21 protein-coding genes are annotated in these 25410 nt (G+C 65.2%); 7 read left to right on the top strand and 14 right to left on the bottom strand.

Annotated features, from left to right (window positions below; genetic code table 11):
- Nucleotides 1-45 precede the first annotated feature (45 nt).
- Nucleotides 46-2043, bottom strand: coding sequence for an acyltransferase family protein (locus DEA06_RS00700; protein ID WP_165817893.1), 1998 nt, complete (start codon nt 2041-2043; stop codon nt 46-48).
- Between the two features lie 141 nt (nt 2044-2184).
- Here DEA06_RS00700 and DEA06_RS00695 point away from each other — a divergent pair, with 141 nt between their 5' ends.
- Both DEA06_RS00695 and DEA06_RS00690 read left to right on the top strand, forming a co-directional pair.
- Nucleotides 2185-3420: an O-antigen ligase family protein gene (locus DEA06_RS00695; protein WP_116646053.1), complete on the top strand. Its 1236-nt coding sequence runs from the start codon at nt 2185-2187 to the stop codon at nt 3418-3420.
- A gap of 27 nt (nt 3421-3447) precedes the next feature.
- Nucleotides 3448-4449, top strand: coding sequence for a glycosyltransferase family 2 protein (locus tag DEA06_RS00690; RefSeq protein WP_116646052.1), 1002 nt, complete (start codon nt 3448-3450; stop codon nt 4447-4449).
- Between the two features lie 7 nt (nt 4450-4456).
- Here DEA06_RS00690 and DEA06_RS00685 read toward each other — a convergent pair whose 3' ends face one another.
- The 3 genes from DEA06_RS00685 to glf form a co-directional block, all read right to left on the bottom strand.
- Entirely contained in the window at nt 4457-6571 is a 2115-nt protein-coding gene (locus tag DEA06_RS00685) for an acyltransferase family protein (protein ID WP_116646051.1), read from the bottom strand.
- An 86-nt stretch (nt 6572-6657) separates the two neighbouring features.
- Nucleotides 6658-8562, bottom strand: a complete 1905-nt coding sequence (locus tag DEA06_RS00680; protein ID WP_116646050.1) for a glycosyltransferase — start codon at nt 8560-8562, stop codon at nt 6658-6660.
- A gap of 17 nt (nt 8563-8579) precedes the next feature.
- The gene (gene glf, locus DEA06_RS00675; RefSeq protein ID WP_116646049.1) at nt 8580-9716 is read right to left on the bottom strand and encodes a UDP-galactopyranose mutase; all 1137 of its coding nucleotides are present in this window, start codon (nt 9714-9716) and stop codon (nt 8580-8582) included.
- Nucleotides 9717-9787: 71 nt separating this feature from the next.
- On the opposite strand from glf, the gene DEA06_RS00670 reads away from it, so the two are divergent.
- The 3 genes from DEA06_RS00670 to DEA06_RS00660 are packed head-to-tail and all read left to right on the top strand — an operon-like array spanning nt 9788 to nt 12935.
- A complete protein-coding gene (locus DEA06_RS00670; protein WP_116646048.1) occupies nt 9788-10675 on the top strand; it encodes a glycosyltransferase in 888 nt (295 codons plus the stop codon).
- Between the two features lie 41 nt (nt 10676-10716).
- Nucleotides 10717-11853, top strand: coding sequence for an NAD-dependent epimerase/dehydratase family protein (locus tag DEA06_RS00665; protein WP_116646047.1), 1137 nt, complete (start codon nt 10717-10719; stop codon nt 11851-11853).
- The gene (locus DEA06_RS00660) at nt 11850-12935 is read left to right on the top strand and encodes an acyltransferase (RefSeq protein WP_116646046.1); all 1086 of its coding nucleotides are present in this window, start codon (nt 11850-11852) and stop codon (nt 12933-12935) included. Before DEA06_RS00665 ends, DEA06_RS00660 begins: the two co-directional genes overlap by 4 nt.
- Nucleotides 12936-12974: 39 nt before the next feature.
- Here DEA06_RS00660 and DEA06_RS00655 read toward each other — a convergent pair whose 3' ends face one another.
- Genes DEA06_RS00655 through DEA06_RS00630 form a run of 6 tightly spaced genes read right to left on the bottom strand, consistent with a single transcriptional unit; the run spans nt 12975 to nt 19428 of the window.
- Complete coding sequence (locus tag DEA06_RS00655; RefSeq protein WP_116646045.1) at nt 12975-13358, bottom strand: DUF2304 domain-containing protein; 384 nt, start codon at nt 13356-13358, stop codon at nt 12975-12977.
- Nucleotides 13355-14077: a glycosyltransferase family 2 protein gene (locus DEA06_RS00650; RefSeq protein WP_116646044.1), complete on the bottom strand. Its 723-nt coding sequence runs from the start codon at nt 14075-14077 to the stop codon at nt 13355-13357. The genes DEA06_RS00655 and DEA06_RS00650 overlap by 4 nt, the downstream gene beginning before the upstream one ends.
- A 20-nt stretch (nt 14078-14097) precedes the next feature.
- Complete coding sequence (locus DEA06_RS00645; protein ID WP_205781188.1) at nt 14098-15519, bottom strand: bifunctional dTDP-4-dehydrorhamnose 3,5-epimerase family protein/NAD(P)-dependent oxidoreductase; 1422 nt, start codon at nt 15517-15519, stop codon at nt 14098-14100.
- 2 nt (nt 15520-15521) lie between these two features.
- Nucleotides 15522-16523: a dTDP-glucose 4,6-dehydratase gene (gene rfbB / locus DEA06_RS00640; protein ID WP_116646042.1), complete on the bottom strand. Its 1002-nt coding sequence runs from the start codon at nt 16521-16523 to the stop codon at nt 15522-15524.
- Nucleotides 16523-17392, bottom strand: a complete 870-nt coding sequence (gene rfbA, locus DEA06_RS00635; RefSeq protein WP_116646041.1) for a glucose-1-phosphate thymidylyltransferase RfbA — start codon at nt 17390-17392, stop codon at nt 16523-16525. Before rfbA ends, rfbB begins: the two co-directional genes overlap by 1 nt.
- A gap of 56 nt (nt 17393-17448) precedes the next feature.
- Nucleotides 17449-19428, bottom strand: coding sequence for a DUF6541 family protein (locus DEA06_RS00630; RefSeq protein WP_346427025.1), 1980 nt, complete (start codon nt 19426-19428; stop codon nt 17449-17451).
- 123 nt (nt 19429-19551) lie between these two features.
- Here DEA06_RS00630 and DEA06_RS00625 point away from each other — a divergent pair, with 123 nt between their 5' ends.
- Together DEA06_RS00625 and DEA06_RS00620 are read left to right on the top strand one after the other, a co-directional pair.
- Nucleotides 19552-20421 (top strand): ABC transporter permease, encoded by an 870-nt coding sequence (locus tag DEA06_RS00625; protein ID WP_116646039.1) that lies wholly within the window; start codon nt 19552-19554, stop codon nt 20419-20421.
- On the top strand, nt 20405-21148 hold the full coding sequence (locus tag DEA06_RS00620) for an ABC transporter ATP-binding protein (RefSeq protein ID WP_116646038.1): 744 nt from the start codon (nt 20405-20407) through the stop codon (nt 21146-21148). The genes DEA06_RS00625 and DEA06_RS00620 overlap by 17 nt, the downstream gene beginning before the upstream one ends.
- Nucleotides 21149-21178: 30 nt before the next feature.
- Here DEA06_RS00620 and DEA06_RS00615 read toward each other — a convergent pair whose 3' ends face one another.
- The 4 genes from DEA06_RS00615 to DEA06_RS00600 form a co-directional block, all read right to left on the bottom strand.
- Nucleotides 21179-21952, bottom strand: coding sequence for a glycosyltransferase (locus DEA06_RS00615; protein ID WP_240606748.1), 774 nt, complete (start codon nt 21950-21952; stop codon nt 21179-21181).
- Entirely contained in the window at nt 21949-23085 is a 1137-nt protein-coding gene (locus DEA06_RS00610; RefSeq protein ID WP_165817891.1) for a glycosyltransferase family 4 protein, read from the bottom strand. Before DEA06_RS00610 ends, DEA06_RS00615 begins: the two co-directional genes overlap by 4 nt.
- The gene (locus DEA06_RS00605; RefSeq protein ID WP_133241688.1) at nt 23082-24344 is read right to left on the bottom strand and encodes a hypothetical protein; all 1263 of its coding nucleotides are present in this window, start codon (nt 24342-24344) and stop codon (nt 23082-23084) included. Before DEA06_RS00605 ends, DEA06_RS00610 begins: the two co-directional genes overlap by 4 nt.
- Before the next feature lie 85 nt (nt 24345-24429).
- The gene (locus DEA06_RS00600) at nt 24430-25398 is read right to left on the bottom strand and encodes a glycosyltransferase (protein ID WP_165817890.1); all 969 of its coding nucleotides are present in this window, start codon (nt 25396-25398) and stop codon (nt 24430-24432) included.
- Nucleotides 25399-25410: the final 12 nt, after the last annotated feature.

Genomic DNA, 25410 nt, shown 5'->3' with positions numbered 1-25410 from the left:
AGGGCGGGGCGGCAGACGGCATCGCCTCTCGGAGCGGGAGCCCTGCTACCCGATGGGGATGCCGGGGATCGACGCGAGGGCGTCGCGCATCGCGGGCGTCAAGCTCGCCGCGTAGGTGGCGGAGAGGTGGCTCTGATCCAGGTACACCGCCACGTTGCCGATGACCGCGTGGCACGTCTCCTCGGGGCACAGGAAGTCGAGGAGATCCACGGCATGGACGCCCTGGCGAGAACCCAGCTCCGCAGCGGGATTGGTCTCGGCCGAGACGTCGACCCGAGCGCGGGTGCACTCGGCGGCCTCTCGCCCGTTGTCCTCGATGCAGCGATACATGTTGGTCTCGTACCGCGGATTGTCTCGAATGAGGAGCACGTCGGATCCGGATGCGACGATCTGATCCACTCGCTCCGCGATCCCGAGCGGCAGACGCTCGTCCGGCGACTCCGCGACGGCGCGGCTGCCGATCAGCACCACGAGATCTGCGGGGAAATCCTCCGCGTAGGACGCCGCCGCCCGTTCCCAGTCCTCGCATTCCGCGTCGACCTGGGCGGCCTCGCCCGGGGCGAAGAAGCACCCGCCTTTGAGGAGGGCGACGGCGTTCCAGCCCTCGTCCTGCAGGATCGGCACCAACGCCCCCGACCACTGCTGCGCGTGGGAGTCGCCGATGATGAGAGCGGTCTGCGCGGCGCCTTCCGCGCTCAGGGTCTCGAGGCAGGTCGCAGCCAGCGAACGATCACGGGGCACCCTGTCCCCCGTGCACCTCGAATCGAACTCCACCCAGTCGGTGTCGACCGCGGTGCCGACCGGAACGATGTCGGCGTCGGCGATGACGTTGGCGGCGTTCCGCGGGAGGAGGACGGCAGCACCGGGGTTCGCCTGCGGGTCGGCCATCGCAGACCGGACCCTGTCGGCGGCCTGCCACCCCGTGAGCGGCACGAGCACGATGAGCAGCCACCCGACGGTGACGCCGACGCTCGTGCGCACAGAGGAGGACGACACCTTCTCGGTCCGACGCTCCACGAGGCGATTGAGGGTCATCGCCAACGCCAGCGAGCCGGCGACGACCGCGAGCCCGCCGACGAACGAGACCGAGGGCGAATCGGTGACCACGAGGTACGCCACCAGCACGGGCCAGTGGACCAGGTAGAGGCTGTAGGCGATGGTCCCGAGCCTGACCATCCAGGGGGAGCCGAGGAATCGCACGGGGGCGCTCGTCGCCTCGGCCTGTCCCGCCAGGATGAGGAAGGCTGCGCTCAGCGTGGGCCACAGCGCCGCTGCTCCGGGGAACCCCGACTCGACGTCCAGGACGATCCCGCACAGCAGCACCCCGGCGATGCCGATCCACGCCAGGATCGCGCCGGAGCGGGCGCGGATGTGCAACGACGGCGCGACGATCGCGAGCAACGACCCGAGGGCGAACTCCCAGAGCCGCGACCACGTGTCGAAGTACGCCAGCTGCTGATCGGCGGCGGTGTAGATGATGGAGCGGATGAAGGATGCGGCGAAGACCGCGCCGAACACGATCAGCAGCACCCGTCGCGGGTCGAGGCGCAGCCTGCGGGCCGCCCAGAGACCCCCCGCGATGATCACCGGCCACAGAAGGAAGACCTGGCCCTGGATGGACAGCGACCAGAAGTGCAGGAGCGGCGACGGGAAGGCCTCGGTGCGTGCGTAGTAGTCCACCGACTCGGCCGACAACTGCCAGTTCTGCGCGTAGAAGAGCGATGCGAACGATTGCGACCAGATCGTGTTCCATGACGACGTGGGGAACACCGCCGCAGCCAGCAGCAGCACCCCGAGCACCGTGACAGCGGCGGCGGGGATCAAGCGGGCGAATCTGCGCAGCCAGAACCGCCCGAGATAGGGAGCATCGACGCTGTCGGCGCGGCGGAGGAACGACGAGGTCAAGAAGTACGCCGAGACCATCAGGAAGACGTCGACGCCGCCCGAGACCCGCCCGACCCAGACGTGGTAGATGACGACGAGAGCGATCGCGAACGCTCTCAGGCCGTCGATGTCGGCTCTGCGCTCTGCGGACCGCGACACGGTCCTCGTCGTCGTCCGGAGCCCGGAGAGTGCTCCGGAGGCAGAGCTCGCCCGACTCATCCTGGCCGCAGCGAGGTGAGGGAGAGACGACCGCACATCCATCTAGCGTAGGGTCGCTGCCGCACTACCCTGGAAGGCACGATGGCGATCTCGACGAAGCATCCCGCGTCCGCTCCCCCGGAGGCACCGGCGCGCGAGACGACCGGCCACCTACTGCTGCGCGGGTGGTGCGTGTTCGTCATCGTCGCAGCACTCATCGGGTCGGGCTGGGTGTTCGCCCTCGGCCCCGTCGGCACGGGCGTGTTCGTGGCGGCGACCGTGATCGTCACGATCGTGCTGTGGGTCACGATCCGGCCTCCGCTCCAGTGGCGTCGGCTTCCGTGGGTCGCGCTCGCCTTCCTTTTCTGGGCCGCGGTGCCGATGGTCTGGAGTCCCCGACCCGCAGAGGCAGCGGTGGTGTGGCTGCTGCTGGCGGCCGCCGCGGTGCACGCGATGTTCATCGCCGCCGCCCTCACCTGGCGCGATGTCGTGCGCACCGTCGCGTCAGCGCTGAAGTGGCTGATCGGGCTCTCCATCGTCTTCGAACTCGCGGTCGGCGTCTTCGTGGGCGGGCCGCTCCTCCCGGGATTCGTCGTCGCCTCGGCCGACTCCGACCCCGCGACGTTCTGGTCCAGCGGCGACTTCTTCGGCGCCAGTCCTCTCGAGGGTCTCGTCGGCGACCCCGGCGTGCTCGGAGCCCTCATGGTGCTCGCCATGGTCGTCTTCGTCATCCGCTTCGCTGCCCGGGCTCCGCGGCGCCCCGCCCTGCTCGGTTGGATCGTGATCGCGGCGTTCATCCTCATCCGCTCAGGATCGACCGTGTCGCTCCTCGCTCTGGCCGGGGTGACCCTCGTCCTCACGACCGTGCTCCTCATGCGCACCGCCACCCACCCCGGCGAGCGCACCCGCTACTACCTCCTGTACGCCACGGCGGGTCTCGCCGGCGGCGCGGTCGTCTGGATCGCCTTCGGCGCCGAGCTCTCGCGTGCCGAGGGCGCGTGGGCCCAGGTCTTCGCGCACCTCGGCCCGGTCGGGGTGGTGCTCCTGGCTCTCACCCTGCTCGCCTTCATCTGGCGCGCCTGGTTCTTCGCGATCGATCGTCCCCGCTTCGACCTGCGCGCCGACCGCCCCTACTCCCCCCTTTCGCTCCTCCCGACTCTGCTGGCGGCGCTCCTTCTCGTGGAGGGGGTGGCCGAACCGGGAGTGCTCCTCCTCTGGGGATGGATGCTGCTCGTGCTGCTCGGCGCGAAGATCAAGCAGGCGCCCCTGATCGGGGTCGGACCCGCCGAGCAGAGCATGGCGATCGAACGCGGAGAGGCGCCCGGACAGGTCTCCTGAGGTCCCTCGGATAGGATCGAGCACGATATGAACGCCTCCTCCCGCTCGTCCGTGCCCGAGTCCGAAGCGTTCGATCCGTCGTCCGTGACGATCGCGATCGTCACCTACAACCGCTCGCACCTGCTCACCCGGCTTCTCGAGAGCATCGGGCGGATGGAGCCCAAGCCGGGTCACGTCGTCGTCATCGACAATGCGTCCACCGACGACACGACCGAGGTCGTCGAGTCCCTGCGCGCCCAGCTCGGCACGGAGCTCGTCTACCGTCGGCTCGACACCAACACCGGCGGGTCCGGCGGATTCAGCGAGGGCATGCGCGTCGCCTACGAGCTGGGATCCGAGTGGATGTGGCTCATGGACGACGACGTCGAGGTCATCTCCGACGGCCTCGCCCGCATGGGCGGATGGACGCCCCGCTTCCGCAGCATCCAGGGCCGGCGTTACGACTACGACGGCAGCGCGTTCTACTGGCAGTACCGCGTGGCGGAGTCGATGGCGATCCCGATCCCGTTCGCGCCCGCGGGGTTCGACGCATCCGGATTCAAGGAGATGAACTCCGGATGCTTCGAGGGGATGTTCATCCACCGCGACATCGTGCGCGAGATCGGGCTGCCCGATCCCCGGTTCTTCATCTACTGGGACGACCAGATGTACGGCTGGCTGGCGTCCCGAGTGACGACGTCCGTGATCGTCGACGACTTCGTGCTGCGCCGCACGCGCGAGATCAAGCAGCACGACTTCGGCGTGCGGCACATGAACGCGTCGAGCAACGCTTACCGGTACTACATCATGCGCAACCGCGCCTACCTGAAGCAGTACTACCGAGCGCACAGCGCGTACAAACCTCTGCCGTTCGCCGCCGGCACCGCACTCACGCTCGCCAAGGAGCTGATCCGTCTCGTGCTGGTCGAGAGAACGATCCGCGGCACGAGTCATCTGGCGCGAGGTCTGCGCGACGGGCGCAAGATCGCGCGCGATCGGTCGTGGCGGCCGATGCCTCCTCTCGCCGACGCCGTCGAGTCTTCCGCCTGATCGCCCGTCAGGTGCCGGGCGCGCGATCCACGGCGCTTTCGAACCGGTCGGCAAGCATGCGCGAGTAGCGCCGGCTCACGTGGTCGGCGTCGTAGTACACCGGTTCTCCACCGATCACGGCGAAGCACGACCGGTCGTCGCAGAACGCATCCGTGAGGTCGATCAGGCGCACCTCCGGCCTGTCCGCTTTCTCGACGGCCAGCGGAAGCGGATCGCCCGGAGGCAGTGCCACCGCGCGGGGCCGAGCGCACTCGAGCGGATGCTGCGGATTGAGCAGAACGCAGTCGGGATCGCGGACGTCGCCGTTGAGCGGCGGATCGACGATGGCGAAGACGCGCGACCCCGCGTCGGCCCAGGCGTCCCAATCCGCGACGAGGCCGTCGGCGAACCGCTCCTGGGCGAGTTCGGGTGAAAGGTCGCCCTCGAGCAGCTCGAGACGGCCCGCCATGGATGTGAACACCAGATCGGGGCGGCTCTCCACGACCGCCGCCGACACATCCCTCGACCAGGTGCGGCAGACCGCGACCTCCGGCGGCCCCCAGGGCGTCCGGAACCCCGCGAAGGGTACGTCCGCGGGTGGACAGCCGCCGAAGTGGCTGATCGTCAGGCGCCATCCTCGCTTCTCTGCGATGTCGAGGAGAGGACCTTGCCACTGCTCGGCGTGCGAGTCGCCGACGAGCCAGACGTCGGTGGCGTCGCTCCCCCCGCGCGAGAAGTCGCACAGCGTCGTCGTCGCGCGGTCGTCGTAGACCATCCAGTCGAGAGGCCGGCAGACCTCGGGAGCCCACCAGTAGACGTGCGCGCCGGTGATGACGGCCGACTCCGGGGGTCCGAACGCATCGGGGCAGGACGCCGCATCCGCGATCGCCGCCGGTCCTACGCACGCTCCCGCCCGGAGCGGGCCGTCGGGCAGATCGTACGAGCTCTGCTGGGCGTAGGCGGCGTGCAACGAGCCCGCGGCGGCGAGAACCACGATCATCCCCACCACCATCCCGGCGAACGCCCGGCGGGTCGACGTCGACCACCACCGCCACCGCTGAGCGGGTCGTTCCACGAGACGATGCGTCACCCAGGCGAGCAACAGCGAGATGACGAGCACGCCGATCTTCGACACCGTCGACAGGGGGCCCGCGAGCACGAACGGCGCCACGACGATGAGGGGCCAGTGCCAGAGGTAGAGCGAGTACGAGACGTCGCCCACCCACTGCACGGGCCTCGCCCCCGTGACCGCGGAATGGACGAGCCGATCGTGGCCGGTCCCCGCCACGATCACGGCGACGGTCGAGAGCACCGGGAGGAGAGCCGTCCATCCCGGGAACGGAGTCTCGGGGCCGAAGAGCACGACGGAGACCAGGATGCCCGCGAATCCCACCAGCGACAACAGGTCGGCAGCCCTCCGCGGTAGGCGGATGCGCGAAGCGGAGACCGCGACCAGCCCGCCCAGCGCGAACTCCCACATTCTGGTGAAGGTGACGAAGTAGGCCGCGCTCGGCGCCAGCTGCGTGTAGACGACGCTCGCCGCGAAGGACGCGACCGCGATGACGCAGATCAGCAGGAGCGCCCGGCGACGGCGGTCGCCCGCGCGGCGAACACCCCACCCGGCGAGCGCCAGCAGCAGCACGGGCCAGACGACGTAGAACTGCTCCTCCACCGACAGCGACCAGTAGTGCTGCACCGCGCTGGCCGCCTCGTTCGCGGCGGAATAGTTCACGGAGAAGCCCGTCAGCACCCAGTTCTCGACATAGAGCGCCGCCGCGGCGATCTCGGCCGCATTACGCTCCCACCGCGGATACGGCAGGAAGACGTACACGAGCGCGGCGGCGGCGGCGAGCACCAGGAGGGCTGCCGGGAGGAGACGGCGGACGCGGCGGGCATAGAACCGGCCGAGGCGCACGCGCCCCGTGCGGTCGATCTCCGCGAGGAGATGCCCGGTGATGAGAAAGCCGGAGATCACGAAGAAGACATCGACCCCGACGTAACCGCCGGTGAAGCGCAGCGGCCAGAGGTGGTTGAGCACGACCCCCGCGATGGCGAGGGCGCGAAGCGCTTGGATATCGGTGCGGAAGATCCGGGTGCGCTCAGCGGGCTCGTTCGACGGCGCTTCGACGGCCGGTGTCGCCATGCTCGATCCCTCTACTCCGAAGGCGGCGTTCCGCCTCGGAAGAGGCTAGCCTGCCGCGACACGCGGCCGCCGCAGGCGCCCGTGCCTCACTTCGTGGTGGTCACGTCTCCCGCGAAGATCGACCGCCACTGCTCGGGAGACGTGATCTTCGGCGCCTCCCGACCGTACTCCTCGGCGAGCCGCGCCCAACGACGGGCCAACCGCATGTTCAGGCGAACGCTGTCGAAGAGGAACCGTCGCATCGCGGAACGGTCGCGCTGGTACCAGGCGACGCCCACTCCGTCCGGCGAGGTGACGAGGGCGGAGTCGATGTCGGCGAACCGCCACCAGGTGATGTCCGGCGCAGCGATGATGCGCTCCGGGTTGCGATGGCTGCCCTCCGATTCGCGGATGAAGAGCTGCCTCACCGCCACGCGCAGGGCGAGGACGACCGCCGCGACGGGGTTGGTCGGGCGGCGGACGGCGCCCAGCATGACCCGTGACGAACGGCGTACGGGTGGCAGGGTCGAGAAATCCTCGACGACGGTCGCGTCGACGTAGTCTGCGCGAAGTCGTCGCGCGTCGCCCTGCTTGGTCGCGAGCCAACCCGGCAAGGCATCCGGGCCCGCGAACGCGTCGCGCAGCGCCTGGTGACGCAGCCGCACGGTCGAGTACTGCAGCATGAACAGAAGCTTGACGTCACCGAGGAACGAATGCAGCGGCAGGTAGCCGCCGCGCGGCACCGGCGAGCGGAGCAGGCCGGTGATGACGCGGTTGCGGTGGATGAAGTACTCCTCCCACGTCCTGGTCGGGTCCTTGTCGTGCCAGGCCATGTGCCACACGGCGACGCCGGGTAGACAGACGGTCGGGTAGCCGCTCTGTGCCGCCCGCAGGGAGTATTCGATGTCGTCGAACTTCAGGAACACGGGCAGGGAGAGGCCGATGTCGCGCAGGATATGCGTCGGGATCAGGCACATCCACCAGCCGTTGAAGTCGGCCGCGAGACGACGGTGGAGCTCGGGTGTCTCGCGAAGGGTGTCTTCGGCGAAGTCGTGGTCGTATTCGCTCTCGCCCGAGGCCGACATCCACGACTTGCGGGTGTCCCAGACCTCTCCCTGGGTGTAGAGGACAGACCGCTCGTCGAGGTGGAGCATTCCCCCTCCCACGATCGTCGGCACCGTCGCGAAGTCGGCGAAGCGCACCGCCCTCATGATCGCTTCGGGCTCGGAGATCGCGTCGTCGTCGAGCAGGAGGACGTAGTCGCTGCGGCCCTCCGTCAGCGTCTCGAGCATCGCTCGCGAGAACCCGCCGGACCCGCCCAGGTTGGCCTGGCGCAGCACCGACAGGTGCTCACCGAGCTGCTCGGCGGCCTCGCCGAAACGGGGCTGATCCTCGACGAGATCGGTTCCTTGATCGATCACGTACACGGTGTCGAGGACGCCCGCGATGTCGGTGTCGGCACCGATCGTAAGGAGCTGGTTCAGGCAGTACGAGGGCCGGTTGTACGTCGTGATGCCCACCGAAACAGTGCCGGGCGCCTTCGCCTCGGGGGCGGCCACCTGCCATTCGGCACTCTCGAGGGTCGCCTCGGACTGCGCACACGCGATGTCGAACCAGTAGTTCCCACCATCGACGAACGAGAGCACCGGGAGATCGAATGACACGGTCTCGTCGTCGAACTGCTGCGAAGCGACGGCGGAGGCTCGACCGCGCGCGCTCGACTTGTACACGGAGAGGAGTCCCTGACCGCGAAGCGTCACGATCAGCCGAACAGACCGGACGCTCGTCCAGCGCTGCCAGTAGCTGGCGGGGAAAGCGTTGAAGTAGGTGCTCAGTGAGATCCGGCGGTGGGCGTACACCGTGATCGACCGTCGCCCGTTGATCTCGTAGTCGGCGCCCGGCTGCGACCCGTCGCCCGCCCCCGTATCGACGTAGAGCGCCGAGACCTCCGCGACCCCCTCAGTGGGGAACACGACGCGATTGACGGTGACATAGTTCTCTGCGATGTCCATCGATGCTCTCCCCGGCTTCACGCCAGCGTGTTGTTCCACATCGACAGCGCTGACCCGATCGCCATGTGCATGTCGAGGTACTGATAAGTGCCGAGGCGCCCGCCGAAGTGGACGTCCTTCTCCCCCTGGGTGAGTTCACGGTAGGCGAGCACACCGGTGCGGTCTTCAGGAGTGTTGACCGGGTAGTACGGCTCGTCCTCGCGAGTAGCGAAACGCGAGAACTCCTTCATGATGACGGTCTTGTCCGTCGGGTAACGGTCGGCCCGCTCCGGGTGGAAGTGCTTGAACTCGTGGATTCGGGTGTAGGGCACGTCGGCATCGGCGTAGTTCATCACGCTCGTTCCCTGGAAGTCGCCGACCGGCAGCACTTCTTCCTCGAAATCGAGGGTTCGCCAGTTGAGCTCCCCCGCCGTGTAGTCGAAGTAGCGGTCGACGGGGCCCGTGTAGACGATCGGGAGCTGCCCGACAGTCGCTCGCTTGTTCAACGGCTGCGACTCGTCGAAGAAGTCCACATTGAGCTTGACGTCGATGTTCGGGTGGTCGGCCATGCGCTCCAGCCACGCGGTGTAGCCGTCGACGGGGAGGCCCTCCCACGTGTCGTTGAAGTACCGGTTGTCATAGGTGTATCGCACCGGGAGACGCGAGATCACCTCGGCGGGCAGATTGCTCGGGTCGGTCTGCCACTGCTTCGCCGTGTAATCGCGGATGAACGCTTCATACAGAGGACGACCGATCAGACCGATACCCCGTTGCTCGAGGTTCTGGGCAGCTTTGGGGTCGAACTCCCCCGCCTGCTCCGCCACGAGCGCGCGCGCCTCACTGGGTGAATATGCCGCGTTGAAGAACTGGTTGATCGTGCCGAGGCTGATCGGCAGCGGGAACACGACGTTCTTGTGGTTCGTGTAGACGCGGTGCACGTAGCTTGTGAACTCGGTGAACCTGTTGACGTACTCCCACACCGTCGGATTCGACGTGTGGAACAGGTGCGCACCGTAACGGTGCACCTCGATGCCCGTCTCGGGCTCGTTCTCGCTGAAGGCATTTCCGCCGATGTGGTGGCGGCGATCGATGACCGTCACCTTTCGACCGGAGGCGGCGGCTCGTTCGGCGATCGTGAGGCCGAAGAAGCCGGAGCCGACGATGAGAAGATCCATGCAGTGCACTTTCGTCGAGATGGGGAACGGATTGAGTCTATCGGGGACACCTTCCGTAGCCTGGAGGAGCCATGACTCTAGAAATCTTCGTGCCGTTCTGGGGCGACCCCGCGCTGCTTCGCCTCACGGTCGGCTCGGTGCTCGCCCAGCGCAACCCCGACTGGACCTTGACGGTCCTCGACGATCAGTACCCGGACGACAGTGTCGCGGGGTGGTTCGCCGAGCTCGACGACCCCCGCGTCCTCTATCTTCGCAACGAGAAGAACCTCGGAATCACGGGGAACTACCGCGAGGCGGTGCGGCGGACGAGCGAATCGCACGTCACATTGCTGGGGTGCGATGACCTCCTACACCCCAACTACGTCGATGTCGTCCTTCGTGCAATTGCTCAGGCTCCCGATGCGGACGTCATTCAGCCGAAGGTCGAGGTCATCGACGAGTCGGGCAAGGTGGTCCACCCCCTCGTAGACCGGGTGAAGCAGGGATTGTTGACGCCCAAGAGCGGACGCGGTCTGACTCTGCTGCGCGGGGAGCGGATGGCGACGAGTCTCATCCGCGGCAACTGGCTGTACTGGCCCGCCCTGACTTTCCGCTCGGAGACGCTCAAGCGCACCGATTTCCGCGACGGGCTGCCGATCATTCAGGATCTCGCGCTCCTGATGGACATCGCGTTCGACGGCGGGTCCCTCGCCTATACCCCGGAGCTAGCGTTCTCTTACAGACGCCACAGCGGCTCCGCATCCCAGAAGACCCTTCTCAACGGCCAGCGGTTCCGCGACGAGCGTGCGTACTACGCGCAGGCCCGTGCGATTGCACGCGGGAAGGGGTGGACGCGCACGGCACGGGCCGCCGCGCTACGCCTGCTGTCCCGACTTCATGCCGTGGCAGAGCTCCCGGCTGTGATCCGGCGTGGAACGAAGGCGGGGATAAGATCGACGCTGGCTCATATCTTCGTGTGAGGGCCGGAACCGAAGACCAACCGGCTGCGGAGGTATCGCCGATGACCGAACATGTCCTGATCACTGGCGGGGCCGGCTTCATCGGCTCGCGGCTTGCCGCGCGGATGCACTCCGCCGGCCACCGGGTGACCGTCCTCGACGCTCTGATCCCCCAGGTCCACGGGACCGACCCGGAGACCACCTCCCCGCTGCTCCGTGCCACCCGCGAGGCAGCTCAGGTTCTGCGCGGCTCTGTCACCGAGGCCGAAGATATACGGGGCGCTCTTTCGGGAGTAACCGTCATCGTGCACCTCGCTGCCGAAACCGGCACTGGTCAGTCGATGTACGAGATCGACAGATACACCGAGGCGAACATCGGCGGGACCGCCAAGCTGCTCGACGTTCTCGCGAATGAAACCCATTCGGTGCGACGTATTGTTGTCGCTTCCTCGCGCTCGATCTACGGCGAAGGCGCCTACCGCACCCAGGACGGATCGACCCTCTACCCTCCGCACCGGAGCGACGAAGACATGGCGGCCGGTGATTTCGAGGTTCATGTACCAGGTGCGGGCCCCCTGGAGCTCATCCCCACCGATGAGGATGCGAAGCTGCACCCGTCGAGTGTCTACGGGATCACCAAACAGATGCAGGAGGCCCTCGTGATGACCGTGGCGCCGACCATCGGAGTCGAAGCTGTCGCACTGCGTTATCAGAACGTCTATGGGCCCGGACAGTCGCTGAAGAATCCGTACACCGGCATCCTCTCGATCTTCTCAACTCTCATCCGGCAGAACAAAGAGATCGACGTGTTCGAAGATGGCGAGGAGTCGCGTGACTTCGTTTTCATCGACGATGTGGTCGAGGCCACGTATCTCGCTTCGACTCGAGCAGAGGCCGCCGGGAACATCTTGAATGTCGGATCCGGAGTCGCCACGACCGTCACGGAGGTCGTCGACGCGCTCGCGGCGGCCTTCGGCGTCGAGGTCGCACGCAAGGTGTCCGGACGGTACCGGCTCGGCGACATTCGGCACAACGTCGCAGACACGCGTCGACTCGTCGATGTGTTGGGCTACCGCCCGCGCGTGCCGTTCGCCGAAGGCGTCGCACAGTTCGTCGACTGGGTGCGCACCCAGCCGTTGGAAGAGGACGGTTATAAGCGTTCCCTCGAAGAGATGGCCGCCCGAAACCTCTTGAAATGAGGTGGAACCCGAAGGGGAGCGCCTACCCCTACCGTAAGAACAGCCTGAACCTCGTCCGGCTTCTCCTGGCCGTCGTGGTCCTGGTCACACACGCCTTTTACATCGCGGGGGTTCCGGGAGCTCCCGGATTCAACGGCGAGAATTTGGCCGGATGGGCGGTCTGCGGATTCTTCGTCGTGAGTGGTTTCCTCATCACCCGCAGCAGGTTCCGCACCTCGGCAGGCGACTACCTCCTGCACCGTGCCGCGCGAATCTTCCCGGCGTTTCTCGTCTGCCTTGTTGTCACGGCAGTGGTGTTCGGCCCGCTTTCGCTGATCATGCAAGGAAAAGGTGTCGACGGGTATCTGTCGACGCCGCCCGCTCCCCTGCAATATATCTGGACCAACCTCTCCCTCTACATCCGTCAATACTCCATTGGGGAAACGCTCGCTAGCGTGCCCTATCCCGGGGCATGGAACGGATCGTTGTGGACGCTGTATTTCGAGTTCGTCTGCTACGTGGTTACCTGGGTTCTCGGCGCATTCGCTATCTACCGGCGCTCCATTGCTGCCATCGCCGCAGTGTGGGCGATCAGCGTGGGCGCGAGGTTCCTCACCACGATGGGCGTAACCGGCGGATTGGACGGAGACTTCCTGCAGCTGGTGCGACTGTTTGGGTTCTTTGCCGGCGGGGCGCTTGTGTATGCGATCGTGGACCGGTTCGGGCTTCAGACGGTGATCGGTGTCGCGTGTGTTCCGATCGCAGGTGCTCTGATGGCATTCGTCCCCGACGTCGGGGGTCAGCTCGCCGCACCGTTCTTGGGCTACGCGCTGATCTTCCTGGCGACGGTGGTGCCTCAACCGACGTGGATATCCCGGAACGACGTCTCGTACGGCTTCTACATCTATGCGTGGCCAGTGCAACAACTGACGATCCTCGCCGGGGGCATGGCACTCGGATTCCCCGGCTACGTCGCCCTCACCGTTGCGATCACCTTCGTTCTTGCATGGGCGAGCTGGGTTGCCGTCGAACGACCCGTCATGCGACGGGTACGAGAGCGCCCCTCGCCCGTCGTGCCTGTCGTGGAGGGCCAGCGAGCCTGACCGCCATCTCGCGATGGACGCCGATGCTCCGGGTGCTTCTCACGCCCGCAGATCGGGATCCTCTTCGCGTGAAGGGGGCACCTCGCCCGCGTCGAGACGGTCCACGCGCGCACTGAGGATGGCCACTTCTTCGGCGAGTCGTCGCGACTCGTCCTCGCTCAGGGACAGCTCCCACGACAGATGCAGCGAGACCCCTAGAAGCACTGCGATCGCCGTCGCGAAAAGAAGATTGACGGGCAACTGCACTCCGAGAGCAACAGTGGCCGCCTCCAGGAGCCCGGGAAAGATCCCCAGGACGAGCACAACAGCACCCAGGATCAGCCAAAGAACCGCATACTTCTCGCGAATACGTCGAAGGATGAGCAGCCTGATGACGATCACCAAGATGATCAAGGAGAGCGCTACGCCGGCGAAGACGATCATGCCTGCCCGCCTCTCCCCGCCCGAACGGAACGCGGGTGCGGACGCACGAGAGCCAATGTGAGTGCGAATACCGAGCGCACCAGATAGATCGCCGATCCGACGGGACTCGTGCTCGGCGTACCGTGCTGACGCGGCCTCATCGCCACCGGCACTTGACAGACGCTCAGGCCGCTGTGGACCGCCGCGACGAGCGAATCGATCGTGTCACCGAGGTACTCCGCCGGGTAGTAACGGACGTACTGATCGATCGCCCGGGGACCGGCCGCCCGAAAACCGCTGGTGACGTCAGTAAGACGCACCCGCGCGACCCGCGAGAGGACAGCTGCCAGCGCGACCATGGCCCATCGTCGCGGGCCGCGCACGGAGTAGTCACCGACCTCCGCGAATCGGGCACCGATCGAGATGTCCGCCCTATCGAGCCCGGCGAGCACAGTCTCGATGTCTCGTGGATTGTGCTGACCATCCGCATCGACCTGAATCGCACGACGATAACCTTGCCGCTGGGCGTACGTGAAGCCGGTTCGCATCGCGCCGCCTACTCCCAGGTTGAATGCCAGCGGCAGAACCAGCGCACCGGCCTGGCGTGCGACCGCCTGAGTGGCATCTGCGGACCCGTCATCGACCACGATGACGTCGTACAGGTCACTGGCCGAACGTATCTCCCGGATAGTGGTTGCAATGCCCTCGGCTTCGTTCCAGGCGGGTACCAGGACCGCCACGCGGTCCCCTGCAACGACCCTCACTCCTTCAGCTCGCGCAGATATGAGTGCAGGCGCGTGGCCCAGTCGCTCGGCTCGAATCCCGTCGCGATGACCTTACTCAGATCCAAGACGCTGTTGAGCGGGCGCGGCGCCACCGGATCAGCCCTGGCGGAGAAATAGTCTTCGGTCGTGACGCCGCGGACGCGTCCGCTGTCATGTCCGCTGAGCCGGAACGTCTCACGAGCGATGTCCGCCCATGTGGCCGGCTCGCCCGCGCTCGTAACGTTGTAGACCCCGTAGGGGGCGTGGGTGGAGAGCAGGTGACGAACCGCTCGCGCCAAGTCGTCCGTAAAGGTAAGACGGCCGGTCTGATCGTCGACCACCGCTGGATCGATGCCTCTGGCCGCCAGCGACGCCATCGTCCGAACGAAATTATTGCCCTCACCGATGACCCAGCTGGTACGCAGAATGTAGCAGTGCGGCACTGTGCTCACCACAGCATCACCGGCGGCTTTGGTCTGCCCGTACACACCGAGAGGGGCAACGGGATCGTCTTCGAGGTAGGCCATCGCCTTGTGGCCGTCGAAGACGTAATCACTGGAGATGTGCACCAGCGTGAGCCTGTGACGAGACGCGATTGCCGCAAGCTTGGCCACACCCGTCACGTTCGCCGCCCACGCCATGCTGCGCCCGTCGTCGACCTCCGCGAGATCGACAGATGTGTAGGCGGCAGCATTGATGATGGTGCCGTAATCGTGCCAATCGCGCGCTTGCTCGAGGTCAGCGTCCGCGAGATCAAGCGTGCCACGGTCCGCGTACTCGACCTCGGAATCGTCGCCGAATTCACGGCGCAGCGCTCTCCCGAGCTGCCCATTGGACCCGATTACCAGCGTCTTCCTAGGCGGGATAGGAACGACGTCACCGAGGCGTGGATGGTTCTGATCCTTCTCGCTGATCTCTACTTCATTGAGCGGTATCGGCCAGTCGATGGCGACGGTCTCGTCGGCGAGATTGAGGAAGGAGTATTGCGCCTCAGGCGACCAATGGTCATTGACGAGGTAGGTATATGCGGTATTGGCCTCGAGGGTCTGGTATGAGTTGCCGACACCGCGCGGTACGAAAATGGCCTGCGCGGGGCCGAGTTCGGTTGTGTACACCTGACCGAACGTCGGACCGCCGCGCAGGTCGACCCACGCCCCGAAGATACGACCCGTCGCAACCGATACGTACTTGTCCCACGGCTCGGCGTGTATTCCTCGCGTCGTACCGATCGAGTCGTTGAAAGAGATGTTGTTCTGCACCGGGCCGAAGTCCGCCAGGCCTAGCGAAACCATCTTCTCTCGCTGCCAGTTCTCTTTGAACCATCCGCGGGAGTCACCGTGTACGGGCAGATCAAGGACGACGAGACCCGGGATCGGCGTCTGTCGCAGAGAGAGTGGTTTTCCGAATTCTGCAGACACCGTCACTGGCCCTTCGAGGCGTAGAACGCCTCTACACCGTCCTTGGACGGCGCCCACCACGCTTCGTTCGCTCGGTACCAGTCCACGGCGGCGGACAGGCCCGCTTCGAAGTCAACGTACTTCGGGGCCCACCCGAGCTCCGTGCGGAGCTTGGTCGAATCAATCGCGTAGCGCAGGTCGTGTCCCGGGCGGTCCTTCACGTGGTCGTACGCGCCAGCATCCTGTCCCATCAGCGTCAGGATGAGTTCGATCACCGTCTTGTTGTCCTTCTCGCCATCCGCACCGATGAGATATGTCTCACCCATGACGCCGCGGTCGAGAATCGTCAAGACCGCGGCCGAGTGATCCTCGGCGTGTATCCAGTCGCGGACGTTCTCGCCCGTCCCGTAGAGCTTGGGCCTGATGCCGCGGATGACGTTGGTGATCTGACGAGGAATGAACTTCTCGATGTGCTGATACGGCCCGTAGTTGTTGGAACAGTTCGAGATGGTCGCCTCCACCCCGAACGAACGCACCCACGCTCGCACGAGCAGATCGGACCCGGCTTTGGTAGAGCTATACGGCGACGACGGATTGTAAGGAGTTGTCTCCGTGAACCGAGCTGGATCGTCCAACTCGAGATCGCCGTACACCTCGTCGGTCGATATGTGGTGGAATCGCCGACCGTGTCGGCGTGCTGCCTCGAGAAGCGTGTAGGTTCCGACGATGTTGGTGTCGAGGAACGGGCGAGGATTGTCGAGGCTGTTGTCGTTGTGGGACTCGGCTGCGTAGTGCACAACCGCGTCGACGTTCTCGAACAGCTCGTCGACAAGCGGAGCGTCCGTGATATCGCCGACGACGAGCTCCACCCGGCCGGTCGGACATCCTTCCAGCGAAGCCTTGTTGCTGGCGTACGTGAGTTTGTCGAGCACGACGACGTGATCATCCGTGTGCTCCATCACGTGGTGCACGAAGTTCGAACCAATGAAACCGGCGCCACCGGTGACGAGAAGCCTCCGTGCCATCACTTGCCCCTCTCGATCAGGTCCCTCAGATACAGTCCATAACCCGACTTGGCCAGAGCGTGTGCCCGCGCTTCGAGATCGGCGTCCTGGAGGAATCCCTGCCGCCACGCCACCTCTTCCGGCACGCCGATGCGCATCCCGGTGCGACGCTCGATCGTGCGAACGTACTCGCCTGCATCGAGCATCTGGTCGAACGTGCCGGTGTCCAACCATGCCGTGCCACGGGGCAGCACTTCGACCTGCAGTTTCCCCGCTTCCAGGTACGCCTTGTTGATGTCGGTGATCTCGTACTCACCCCGGGCTGACGGGCGCAGCTCTTTCGCGATCTCTACGACATCGTTGTCGTAGAAATACAGCCCCGGGACCGCGTAGTTGCTCTTCGGCCGCGAGGGCTTCTCCTCAAGGGAAACCGCACGCCCCGCCTCGTCGAACTCGACGACACCGTAGGCAGATGGCTCGGCGACCCAATACGCGAACACCGCACCGCCGTCCACATCGGTGTACCGCTTCAGCTGAGAGCCCAGTCCCGGCCCGTAGAGCAAGTTGTCCCCCAGTACCAGCGCCACCTTGTCGGCCCCGATGTGCTTCTCACCGATGGTGAAAGCCTGAGCCAACCCATCCGGAGATGGCTGTCGCGCGAAGGTGATCGATATGCCGAACTGCGAACCATCCCCGAGGAGGGCTTCGAAGTGTGGAGCGTCGTGGGGCGTGGTGATGACGAGCACATCGTCGATGCCCGCCAACATGAGCGTGGAAAGCGGGTAGTAGACCATCGGCTTGTCGTAAACCGGGATGAGCTGCTTCGATACGCCCAAAGTGATGGGGTGCAGTCGCGTACCCGACCCGCCGGCGAGAATGATGCCCTTCATCCTTCAATCGTGCCACACGCAATCTCGTCTACCGGACCCTCCAGCTCGCCTGACGATCAGGGGGCGCAGGCCACGATCCGGTAGAGGCGAGCGTCACCCTCCTTATCGGCCAACTCCACCGCACCCGAGCTCTCGAGGTCGGCGAAACCGGGGAACTCGTGCCGTCCCCAGTTGACCTCCTGATCACCGAAGTCCAGGACGTACCGTGTCCCTGTCTCCAGGATCGCATCGCAGACTGCCGGCTCCTCATCGGCGACATCCAGGTCGTCGTTGATGAGATCGGTCTCCTCGCTGGTGTCCGTCAAGGTGTGCCTCATGAGCACTTTCCGATCTGCGATCGCGTACGCGAGGGCGGCGCCCGTCCACGGGCTCCCGGCGACGGTATCGCCCTCGGCGACTTCGTCGGGGAGGCGTTGAAGGAGCGCCATCTCGTCGGCGGTGAGGAGCGGCGAGTCGCCGTCCAAGGCGAAGGCGCGATGCGCGGAGGAGATGGCCTGTCGCATGCTCGTGACCTGCGGCACGACGACGAGGACGAGGAGCGAAACTACCGCGAACCCCACGACACGGCGGCGAATACCGTGAGTCCAGTGCCGCTGGATCAGCCGCCAGAGCGTCTCGCCACCCAAAGCTGCAAGGGGCACCCAGACCAGAGGCATGATCGCGGCGAGACGTGGCGTGTTGTTGTACCAGGCGCCCGTCACGACGTCGCGAAGCACCGGGTACGGGAGGCCGGCAGCGACGACGTACAGAGCGGCCGCCGCCGCGAACATAGCCAGGGCGATCCAGTGGTTGCGCGTGCGGACCCGTATCGCCGCGACGATGCCCACCGCCACGACGACGGCCATCACTACGTTGACCGGTGCTGAATTGACCGACAGCGTCAGGACTTCTCCTATCGCTTGTCCGGCCGTCTCCACCGGCAACCAACTCCGCGCCAGCTCAGGGGGCCTGAGGAGATACCAAGCGATGCCCACGACGACGAGATATGCCGCGATGGCCCCGACCATCCACACGCGATGGAGTGGCGTCGACAGCGAGCGCCAAACCCTGGGCATCTGAACGACCAGTGCAGCCGTCGTCAGCACGACGAGGGCGATGAATGCGCCGGGGTGGCTGACGACAAGTCCTGGCAAAGCGCCCACGAAAAGCACCAGCAGCCCGAAGCGCTCACGAGGCGGGCAGTCGCTCGACGTCGCGGCGACAACCGCGGCGACCGCCGCCGGAACCAGACTCAATCCGGCCATGTATGGGAAGAGCACTCCGTAGTCGATCATCAGGAGCGGGAACGCGGCCATCGCCACGATGGCTGCCGCACCACTGATCGTTGCCGCCGGCGAGCGCCCCCACAGAGCGCGCACCAAAAGCAATGCGGAAGCCGGCCAGACGATGACGACGAAGAGCCCCATCACCGCGTTCGAAGCGACGGGTATGGACACGCCGACTACCTGCACCACGAGTGCACCGAGCGCGTGCCAGAGCGATGGGTAGAACGGAACCCCTGCCGCGCTCGTCATCGTGCCGACGAACAGCGGCGATGCGTTCCCGGTGTCGAGGACGTAGCGGACGGCGTTCAGGTGAAACACGTTGTCGAACGTCTGGGAGATGTTCGACGGAGACCCGATAGTAAGGAGCAGCTGAGCGCCCATGACGATCCCCGCGACGAGAAGCACCACCGCCGGGAGAGTCTTCGCCACGCCTACGGAGCTGTCGGACGCCCGAGGAGCCCTGCGCCAGAAGGAAAGTCGCAGAGCGAACGCACACGCCGCGAATACGGCACCGACAATCAGTACGGGGACGACTGACCATGTGACGCCGAGGATGGGCATCACGACTGCGGCAGTCGAAACGATAGTCACACCCGCTGGTGCTGCTGCGCCCCAGCGCCACAGTCCCCTGAGGCCGAGCGCCCAGGCCGTCAGGTAGCCCGGACCGAGAACCAAGATGCCCACGACACAAAAGGCTGCAAGCAGGTCAATCCACATTCGCCGGTACGCCCCATTCGACTCATCTGTCCCCTGAATCCTACCGACCGGCATCACCCCGTCCCCCCAACGAGGGGCGCTGCGCGGTCGCCCGGCGGGTGGGGACTCGCGCGCTGCAGTCCCGGAGTTGACTACTCTTGAAGAGGCCTGAGCGCCGGAACCCGACAGGAAGAACACGTGGCGAAACCCAACATCACCCTCGGCGACGAGCTGTCTGCGCCGGGGACGAACCGCGTGCTCGTCGACGTCTTCCGACGCCGCTACCTCCTCTCGCTGATCATCCGCAAGGAAGTAGGGATCCGTTACCGAGGATCGGTCCTGGGGTGGCTGTGGTCGTACGTCAAGCCGCTGGTCCAGTTCGTCGTCTTCTTCGTGGCGTTAGGCGTGTTCCTCGGCCTGAACCGAAGCATCGACTACTACCCCATCTACCTTCTCGCCGGAATCACCGCCGTCACCTTCTTCAACGAGGCCTTCGCCAACGGGACGCGTTCCCTCGTCGATAACAGCGCCCTCATCAAGAAGATCTACCTGCCCCGCGAGATGTTTCCGATCGCGAGCATGTTCGTTGCTGCGGTCAACACACTCCCCCAAATCGCGGTCATCGTCACTATCGCGCTGTTCTTCGGCTGGGTCCCCACAGTTCTCCACGTCGCTGCGCTGCTGCTCGCTTTCGCCATCATCGCCATTCTGGCGACGGGGTTGGGCTTGCTCTTCGGAGCGATAAACGTCACGTTCCGTGACGCGCAGAGTTTCGTGGAGATCATTGCGATGATGTCCGTGTGGGCGTCACCAGTGATGTACCAGTGGCAGATGGTGGCCCGCGAGCTTCCTGAGTGGGCGTTCACTGTCTACCGGCTCAACCCGCTCACCCCCACGGTTGAGCTCTTCCACTATGGACTGTGGATGCCCTTGAATCCTCGTGATGCCGCCGTTCTCCCCGACCTCGGGGTGTTCGCGCTGTACTCCCTTGTCGCCTCGCTGGTGATTCTCGCTATTGGTCAAGCCGTGTTCCGGCGTCTGGAGGGACGATTTGCCCAGGACCTCTGAGATCCGACCCGTTCCACGCATCGTCGTGGACGACATCAGGAAGACTTTCCGACTCAGGCACACGCACTCCATCAAAGAGACGTTCGTGGCGGCCGTGCGCAGGAAGCCCCTCACGACGGAGTTCCACGCCCTGGATGGGGTGTCCTTCGAGATCGCGGAGGGCGAGGCGGTGGCTCTCCTCGGGTTCAATGGCTCAGGCAAATCGACCACTTTGAAGATGATCTCCGGGGTGCTCCGCCCAGATTCGGGCCAAGTGCTGACCCGAGGGCGCGTCGCGGGACTCATCGAGGTCGGCGCGGGGTTCCACCCCGATCTATCCGGGCGCGAGAACATCTTCTTGAACGCGGCAATCCTCGGGATGAGCAAGAAAGAGACCGAAGACCGTTTCGACGAGATCGTCGCGTTCAGCGAGATCGAACAGTTCATCGACACCGAGGTGAAGCACTACTCGTCGGGCATGTTCCTTCGGTTGGCCTTCTCCGTGGCGATCCACACCGAGGTTGAGATCCTGCTCATCGACGAGATCCTTTCGGTCGGCGACGAGCCCTTCCAGCAGAAGTGCCTTGCGCGAATCCGCGAGCTCCACGCGGCCGGAAAGACTCTCGTGGTTGTCTCCCACGACCTGGACATGGTGTCCGACCTGTGCGATCGGGGCATCTTCTTGCGCGACGGGAAGGTGCAGTTCGACGGCCTGAGCGCGGACGCCGTGGCCCGCATGCGCTCCTGAGAGTCCCTCAGGGCAGCGCGGGCGCCGATCTCACCGCGACGACAGAGCCGCAGCCGCCAAGCGGCGACGTCGTGCCTCGAAGAAGAGTCGTACGAGGAGCCATCGTGAACGTAGAGCGGCACCAATTCCGCGGGGCCTGGATGTCGATGCGTTGTCGGCGTGGATCCGGCGTCGGACGGTCACATCTTCAACATGGTGGAGGATACCCGCCTCGTTGGCGACGGTCGCTATCCACAAGTCGTGCGATTCCGTGAGATAGGCGGGGAAGGGAAGAACTCTACCCAAGCTCTCTCGGTCGATCGCCATCGCGCATCCGAAATAAGGCGCGACACCGGAAAGAATCCGCAACTCGTTTCCCAGTTTTTGTGCGGATGATGATGAGCTGCGCAGCATCCACGGCCTTCCCGTGACAGGGCTTCGCAGCGGGGCGTCATCAGGGAGGAGGCTGAGGTTGGATGCAGCAACCCCGCCACTTCTGAGGCCACCCAAGAGGGCTGCTCTTCGACCGGGAACCCAGAGGTCGTCTTGGTCGGCAAGAAAGATCACGTCGCCACGTGCGAGACGGAGTGCGTGCTCGAAGGTGCGCACGTACCCCAGATTGCGCTCCTGGCGCACCAACCGTACTCGAGAATCTTCGATTCCGGCCACGATCTCCGCGGTGCCATCTACGCTCGCATCGTCCACGATCACGATCTCGTCCTGAGGGTGCAATTCCGTCAGAATCGACCGAATCTGGTCACGGATATAGAGCGACCCGTTGTACGCGGCCATGCACACCGATACTGCTTTGTCATCCATCGTCATGAGGGGTCACCGATCACGGAGAACTTTCGCGCCTTCACATCCGACGCGATCTGTAGAAGACGACTCGCGTTGCCTTCGTATGTCGTTTCGAGCAATCGTCTCCTTGCACGTTCCACGCGAAGCTGAGCCTCTTCGGGCGCATCTACAACGCGGATGGCGAGCTCTGCGAGTCCGACCGCGTCGCCTGCGGGCACGTAGAGAGCGTCATCCGCCATAGATGCGCGAACACCGCCGATGTCCGTGGACACGACGGCCGCACCGCACAGGGTCGCCTCGGCGGGCGGCAGGTGCCACCCCTCGGCGTCGCTGCCGCAGAGGTACACCCGGGTCGCCGCGTACAGACCACGTAATTGATCCGGGCTCGGGTTGGGACTGTATGAAATCGAGTCGGACGCGATCGGCATCTGAGGATCTTGACCGAAGGCTCGGACCGTGATGTCTGGTCTCCTCCGGACGATCTCCTCCAAGGCTTCCGTCACCACGTCAGGGCGCTTGTATTCGTGCGGCGACAAGAGCGAGAGGACTTCCTTCCTCCGATCAGGAAGCGGCGATCCAGGCGGGAACGAAGAAGCATCCAGAGCGTTCGGCAACAGAACACTCGACAGGCCGGCGGCGGCGCACTCATCGGCAAGCCACGGAGCGATCACGATGCGTTCATCCACCCGCGCCCAGTCCGATCGGATCGCCTGCGCAGGTGACGCCCACGTCTCGAAATGCTGTATGAGTCCCAACGAGATCGCTCCCGCCCTGCGCGCCTGCTGCGCAGCAGAACGAAAAGTCTGAACTGCCGTCGCGATGACGAGATCTCCACGACCGAGAGGCATGCGCGGCATCAGAGCACCCGACCGCACACGGATCCGCGAGTCGAGTGTGAACCACGTTGGACCGGCGTATTGACCTGACGTCGACCGGACGCGCACGGCCCACCCTGCTGCGAGCCGCAGACGACGTAACGCCCTCCTCAGACCAACGCCTGGGGCATTGAAGATCTGCGAGTGCCATATCGTCACGTCGACGCCCTGCTCGGCGAGTGCGTTGGCGTATTCGTAGACCACCTTGTAGCCGCCGACCGGCCGGGTCGTCGCTCCTGGAAGCAGAAAATGAACGCGCCGCGTGGTTCCCGGTCTCGTCATGACGCACCGTCTCCCCTCGATCGATTCCGGCTGCTCAGACGCGCGTCCACCACCGCGAGACCACACTTCCTCGCGGCGATCCCACATGCGATCAACGTGAACAGCTCGCTGACGGCTAGACCGGCGGCAACGCCCGGTGGCCCCCAGACAACACTCGCGAGCACCATGGCTGCCAGTCCGAGGACAGCGCTGGCAAGCGTAATGGCGAGAACTGCCTTCTCTCTTCGCGCGGGCATCAGGACGTTACGGATGAGCGGAGTGGACGCAGCCACAGCGAAGAAAGAGATCCCCAACCAGACAAGACTCGGCAGCTGCGCTTCCAACTCGGCGCCGAAGAGCAAGCGTGAGAGTGGAATACCGAGAACGATCAGCCCAGCGAGTCCTGCGATACCTAGTCCGGTCATAAGGATGATCCCCACGGTATTCCGTCGGGCACGTCGGTCGTCATCGACCTCCAATACCCACCCCTGGAGCGCATTGCCGGCGGCGGCGACCGCCAGAAGTGAATACCGGTACAGCCGATCGGAGGATCCGTATGCGGCCGCCGCCGGAACGGGCGACACCACACTGACCAAAGGAACAGGGGCATTGGCGTACAGATTGCCGACGACCTCCACGCCCCAGGCACTCCTCAGATCGAATAGATCGCGGCTCACTTGTCGCCAACCCAACCACGGCGGAATGAGGCGCCCGCAATACACGAGATGGAAGGCGGCCAGGCCTGCGAGAGGCGCGACGATCAAGAGGATGCCGTACCAAAGGACATCGCCGGTCAGAAGGATGAGCGCGATGGCGAGAGCCGTGGCGATGGCTCGCGGCACGATCTCGTACCAGATGATGACCCAGATGGACGAGATTCCGATGGCGAACCAGCTCAGCCCCAACGCGGACACCGCCCCGGCGAGCGCGAAAGAGACCGCGACTGCTCGAGATGGTGCCGGCGCGACCGCGTAGGCGAGCGATGAAGCAGCCGCGGCGATGAAGAGTGCTGACACTGCACGCACGTAGAAAGACCGTGCGTAGACACGAATGCGTTCGTCCTTCGTCTTCGCCGCCGCCACGAGCGGCGTACCCAGGACGTTCCAGCCCACGTAACCGACCGCGGCCGCGTAGGTGCCGATCGCCTGGCCGACGTTGAATGCGCTCCACCCGTCGACACCGCCCGCGCGCGCGACGATTGGCAACGCCAGGAGGGGAAGCACGGCGGACAGGAACGGAAGTGTCGAGAACCCGAGAAGTCGCCGCACGAGGTCCATCACCGCTCCAGGCTAGTTCACGCCCTTCGCGCGTCAGGACATCGATGCCGGCGCAGCACTTTCTCTGACGCCGCGTCTCTACCTACCCTTAGCGCGCCGCGCCATTCACGCCGCGATCCACCGGCCGTGCGGCCCACCGCACAGTGCGCGACGCCTCGAGAAGGACAAGCGGCATGCGCCCCATGCGGTTCTGTCGAGCCGCTGACCACCCCGATCTCATCACTCGCGCGAGCGTGCGTCGAGGACGAGCGACCATCAGCGCGTTCGCGAAATGGACGACGTCGAGCAGCGTGTCGCGCGCAATCTGGGCGGTCGCCGAGGACCAGTACTCCTTGTTGAGGATCACGCGATTACGCACCCGATAGAAATAACGGAACGGTGTGCTGACCGTGATGACGGGAGGCACTCCCGGCAGCGAAAGGCGCAGGCCGAGGATTCTCCTCTCGTACTGCTGTCCGAGCTGGTGGTCCAGGTGGGCGGACGGGGCCGCAACCGTCAGAAGTCCGGCCCGCCGCACGCGGAGTTCGAACTCGGTGTCGACGAGGTCGATGAAGAAGTCGGCGCGGAATGGACCAATCTCGTCGAGAACCGTCGCAGGAATGAGCATGCCCGACTGGATGACGTTTCGGGCCAGAAGTGTGCCGTCTGGTAGCGCCGAGTGCGCCTGACGCACGTCGGAGAAGAACTCGGGGACGACGAAAGCGACTCGATGACCGAGCCCGACCGCGCGGTTCCACGCGGTCTCCATCGCCTCGCGGAACCCGTCCTGCGGCCGCGAATCCTGATCGAACGTATAGATGAGGAGCGCGCCGTCCGCAACAGCGCGGGCCACCCCTTTGTTCAAGGCGGCCGCGATCCCGCTGTTTTCCGGAAGACGCTCCAGGACCGCCCCTAGGCCCTCTGCGGCGACCAGAATCTCGTCGGCTGAGGCTCCGCTCCCATCGTCGACGACGATCACCGCGTCCATCACTTGCAACAAGCCCTCCACCGCCTCGAGGAGGGCGGGCCCCGGGTGGAACACGGTTACGACTGCCCAGGCACCGGTGCTCAACAACACGTCCCTTTCCGT

The sequence above is a fragment of the Microbacterium sp. Gd 4-13 genome (genome assembly GCF_003095395.1).
GTDB lineage: Bacteria > Actinomycetota > Actinomycetes > Actinomycetales > Microbacteriaceae > Microbacterium.
This window is presented reverse-complemented; position numbering and strand designations above follow the sequence as displayed.